Annotated in this window: 5 protein-coding genes; 3 read left to right on the top strand and 2 right to left on the bottom strand. The window is 40.5% G+C overall.

Annotated features, from left to right (window positions below; translation table 11 throughout):
* Nucleotides 1-210 precede the first annotated feature (210 nt).
* Together AB6D58_RS24135 and AB6D58_RS24130 are read right to left on the bottom strand one after the other, a co-directional pair.
* Nucleotides 211-1863 carry an ABC transporter substrate-binding protein gene (locus AB6D58_RS24135; RefSeq protein WP_372129148.1) on the bottom strand — a complete coding sequence of 551 codons (1653 nt, stop codon included), beginning with the start codon at nt 1861-1863 and terminating at the stop codon, nt 211-213.
* A 78-nt stretch (nt 1864-1941) separates the two neighbouring features.
* Nucleotides 1942-2562: an outer membrane beta-barrel protein gene (locus AB6D58_RS24130; protein WP_372129151.1), complete on the bottom strand. Its 621-nt coding sequence runs from the start codon at nt 2560-2562 to the stop codon at nt 1942-1944.
* 287 nt (nt 2563-2849) lie between these two features.
* Between AB6D58_RS24130 and AB6D58_RS24125 the strand changes: the two genes are divergently transcribed.
* From AB6D58_RS24125 to AB6D58_RS24115, 3 genes are all read left to right on the top strand, one after another.
* Entirely contained in the window at nt 2850-3065 is a 216-nt protein-coding gene (locus AB6D58_RS24125) for a hypothetical protein (RefSeq protein WP_372158767.1), read from the top strand.
* Nucleotides 3066-3204: 139 nt separating this feature from the next.
* Nucleotides 3205-3522 carry a hypothetical protein gene (locus AB6D58_RS24120; protein WP_372129196.1) on the top strand — a complete coding sequence of 106 codons (318 nt, stop codon included), beginning with the start codon at nt 3205-3207 and terminating at the stop codon, nt 3520-3522.
* Between the two features lie 102 nt (nt 3523-3624).
* Nucleotides 3625-4308 (top strand): IS6 family transposase, encoded by a 684-nt coding sequence (locus tag AB6D58_RS24115; protein WP_372158764.1) that lies wholly within the window; start codon nt 3625-3627, stop codon nt 4306-4308.
* The last annotated feature ends 148 nt before the right edge of the window (nt 4309-4456 follow it).

The following is a 4456-nucleotide window of genomic DNA, read 5'->3' as shown; positions in this document are numbered from 1 at the left end:
CTCCTTTGGGTTGGAGAGTTGATCTTATTCTTCGTGCTGAAAGATTAGAATGCGGGGTTTATGGTGCGCTTATCATCCAAACTTGTTTTGGTGGTGACCAAACGTTTGCGGATCTATTTCGCCGTGTGGCACTCGATCAAGAAAGTATCTATGTGCTGTTGTAGCATCTTGGCTGTGCACCTTCATAGTAGAGAATTCTAACCTCAGCAATCACTGTTCGACCCAAAGTCGATAAAAGTCACTATAACCTGTTTTTCTTATTTGAACCCCTCTGACTTGTTGAGTTCTAGACATTTCTTCATAACCAGAAAATAACGGTAAATAGGTATAACTTAAACGTAAATCCCTTTCCATCTCCATCAACTCACTAGATGGTGATTCGCCACTTATCGCCCGTTTTATCTTAGCTTGATGCTCATCCATTTTAAAACGGTCAAAACTAAATCGTAATCCCGTTGACACACTTAACCATTCGTAAATTCCGTAATCAACAGGTGTCTCTATTACATCTTCAATAAGGAGAATATCAGCTAGTTCAGACACCAAATGAGGATTACTAATGTTACTGACGATAACAACTTCCAACTCCACTCCTGTTGAACGGATAACATTATGTAACCATTGAGAATTACGAATTAAGTATGGAATAGTCCATTTGGGCTCAGCCAAGACAATCTTCCCTGTCAAGCTTGGGGCGTTTGCTATCATTGGCCTAGCTTTACAGGGATCAAAAGCTAAGCTTTCGACCGCATTAATAGGATCATGTAGCTGTTTTTGCTGATGGATATAATCGGCTAGTTGGCGCCATGTATCTCGCGAAATGTTCGAGTCAACCCTTTCTCGATAAGTTAAATAGAATAAAGCACTAATACCCTGAACTTCAACTTGGTCCGACGGGCAATTAAAGCTAATCATATTTTGCATATCCGCATCGGCATGCGACAAAGTAACTCGTTCTAACAAAGCTCGAGTAGAGAAATAGTCTTTATGTGCTCGAAGTTGAATACTGTCTTCACACCAGTGTTCAATCTTGAACGGCCCTGTTCCAATATGGTAACTGTATTTATCACCGAAACTTTGCTGATCTCGACAAACAATAGATGCGTTAGACATAGCTAGCATATAAGGAAAAAACTTGTTGGCGTACTTGAGAGTAATAACTAAACAATTGGGTGCGACTGCATCTACGCGTTCGGCACATTGCCATAACTCTTTTATAGGGCCATTACCCTCAATTAAACGTCTAATACTCCAAACTACATCTTGAACTTGCAAAAGCTCACCATCATGTCGGTAAACGCCGGGACGTAGCCATAGAGTCATCCTTGTATCTTCCATCACCCAATCGTGAGCTAAGGAAGGCATTAGATCACCATCTGGACTCTGAACCAACAATACATCATATACGCTTTTTGCTATATGCAGTTCTGCATGGCAAAATGTCTTAATTGGATCAATAGTGTTTACCCACGGATAGGAAGCTATCAATACAGCATTACTTGATTCATTGGTTTGATTGAGTTGTTCAGTTGCTATAGTAAGAGCTCGGACGGCTGTCGAACCGTAGAGGTCGACGAGGCGGGATACTAATTTAAAACTGCCTTTAATTAGTTCGTTAATCAATAATTCGGTAATCGCTTGTTGCAACGATTTTTTAATCGTAAGTTTACTCGGATTACTCCTACCGACTGCGGGGATCCATTCTATCCAACCTTGTTCGGAGAGCTTTTTCATAACAATTGATGCATTACGTTTAGAGGTGCATAGCGCAACCTCTAATTCACCTAAGCCTATGGAATGGGATAAGTGAATCTCAAAATGCTTAAGCAACTGATCTAAGTGTCTAAGGTTTACATCATTCACAACAATTCCACTGCTATTTATCTCAGCTAAAACATAGCAAAGGGAGCCATATATTCCTAGCTCCCTAGAATTTCAATATTAGAAGTGGTAATTCATTCCAAGAGAGAAAACACTAATCTCAGCATCCACAGTGGCAGTCGCACCAAGCCCTTTTGCCACTTCTAGTTCTGGTATCATATAATCCCATGTTGCTTCAATACGAAGATTATCTGTCAATGAAAAATCAGCCCCTAAGCCATATATGGCAGCCACTGTTGTGTCAGAAAGTGTTGAATGGCCAGCAGCACCAACGAAAGAATTACTTACCTTAAACTCAGCATTAAAATATGCTACCCCAGCTTTCGCAAAAAGGTTAAAACGGTCATTAATCGGTAAAATAACTTTAGGTTGAATCGCTGCAAATTTCATGTCGCCGACAGTAACTGAATCACCGTCCAAAGCATCATAACCTCCAATGGAGCCTTCCAAAGCAATATAACGGTTGAACTGATAACCACCGTAGATTTTGCCCGCTAAACTTGAATCATCATCTAACTCTAATGAAGAGATGCTAGAACCAAGTGGAGAATCAACAGAAAAGTCTGCACTTTCGAAATTTGCTTGACCAACAGATGCTCCAATATATGGGTTTGCATGTACAGCAGAAGCTAGCATCAGGAGAGTTGTTGTAACTGTTGTGATTGTTGTTTTTCTTAACATTGTATTTAACTGCCTATCTAAGAATAATATTTATTATTTTTACACATCCTTTACCCTTAACAACCAATGAATTCCCTTTCACTGGGTTTCGAAACAGAATAATATTAATGAATAGAAAACGATTAAAACACGTAATTCTTTATCATCTTTTTTCCACATATCTAAACAATTAGACACAACTGCTGATATTCAAGATATTAATCGTAAAATCTCTTGGACTTTGGACGTATCCGCCCCATGAACCCACGGGGCGACTTGTCAGTGTTTGAAGTTCCAAGGTGCTCTCATTGATAGAGATTTTGGACATTAAATATCTGAACAATATCGTTGAGCCGAGTCACCGTTGGGTGAAGCAGAAAACACGTCAAGCTCTAGGTTGGAAGTCAACGGAAGGAGCTTTGGCCAGTTTGCATGGGCGTGAAGTGTGGACGATGTTGAAACAAGATCAGATAGATGTTGAAGGCCAGACAGCCTTTGAGCGATTTTACGCACTCGCAGCATAATTGTATCTGTCGGATTGGACTGTCACGCCTCTAACTAGATTTGCGACAGAACCTAGAAATTCTAAATAAAACACTGTTCATAATGTTTATGATTAGATAGTATTTATAGGTTTGATGAATATTAACTATGGAAAGAATTATGAATAAGTGGATTGTACTTTCAACTCTGTTTTCGACCTTCTCTTACGGTGCCTTAGACCTTTCTAACTCTGATTTATCAGCGGGAGACTTTGATGTACCAGAAGCCATCTCGTTGGAACAACAAAACATCGTATGTGAAAGTGTTGTTTGTAATTCTGTCTCTGAACCTAAATCTGTTCCGGTTGTTGGCGACGTACCTGAACGCGAGCCGAATCAAACGTTAGAAAATCTCGCGAGTGCGATTTATTTCGTCGGTGAGATTGGGTTTGCGGAAAACCTGTCGACTCCAGAATACGAGCAATTCTTCGAAAACTAATTCAAGGAGTGTGGCAGAGTATTGGCACAGCTTGTTTCTGTCGCAAACTTTGAGCCTTTTAGTTAAGATTCGCTTAATTTCCATTCATGATACTGATTCTTAATGTTTAAAGGTTGCCACTTTCCCTCTGAAGTTATTCTCGAAACCGTACGTTATTATCTCGCCTATAAGCTCAGTTATCGTGAAATCGAAGAGATACAATTAGAGCGTGGAATCATTGTGGATCACGCTACTATAAATCGTTGGGTTATCAAATTTACACCAGTATTGGAGCATAGAGCGAGGCGTAGAAAGAAGCCGGTGTCTGACTCGTGGCGTATGGATGAAACCTACATCAAAGTAAAGGGTAAATGGGTCTACTATTACCGAGCCGTCGATAAATTTGGAAATGTGATTGATTATTATATTAGCCCGAACCGTGATGAGGCAGCTGCTAAAGCCTTTCTGAATAAGGCCATTTCACAAAATGGTTTACCAAGCAAAGTCGCCATAGATGGAAGTAAGAGTAACTACGCGGCCATTGATTCAATGAATGTTCAGCTTTGGTTGACGGGTTATTTCATGCTCTCATTGGTAGAGATTTTGGACATTAAATATCTGAACAATATCGTTGAGCCGAGTCACCGTTGGGTGAAGCAGAAAACACGTCAAGCTCTAGGTTGGAAGTCAACGGAAGGAGCTTTGGCCAGTTTGCATGGGCGTGAAGTGTGGACGATGTTGAAACAAGATCAGATAGATGTTGAAGGCCAGACAGCCTTTGAGCGATTTTACGCACTCGCAGCATAATTGTATCTGTCGGATTGGACTGTCACGCCTCTAACTAGATTTGCGACAGAACCGTCTTGCCGTAGATTTAAGTTGCCTCTATTTTTCAACAATACCCAGCGTGAGCGCTTGACCCATTGCCTCGCTTTTTTATCTTGCTTGAGTTTGT

Source organism: Vibrio sp. 10N.239.312.D08 (assembly GCF_041466145.1).
GTDB lineage: Bacteria > Pseudomonadota > Gammaproteobacteria > Enterobacterales > Vibrionaceae > Vibrio > Vibrio crassostreae_C.
Note: the sequence above shows the minus strand (reverse complement) of the source record. Positions and strands in the feature narration are given on the sequence as shown.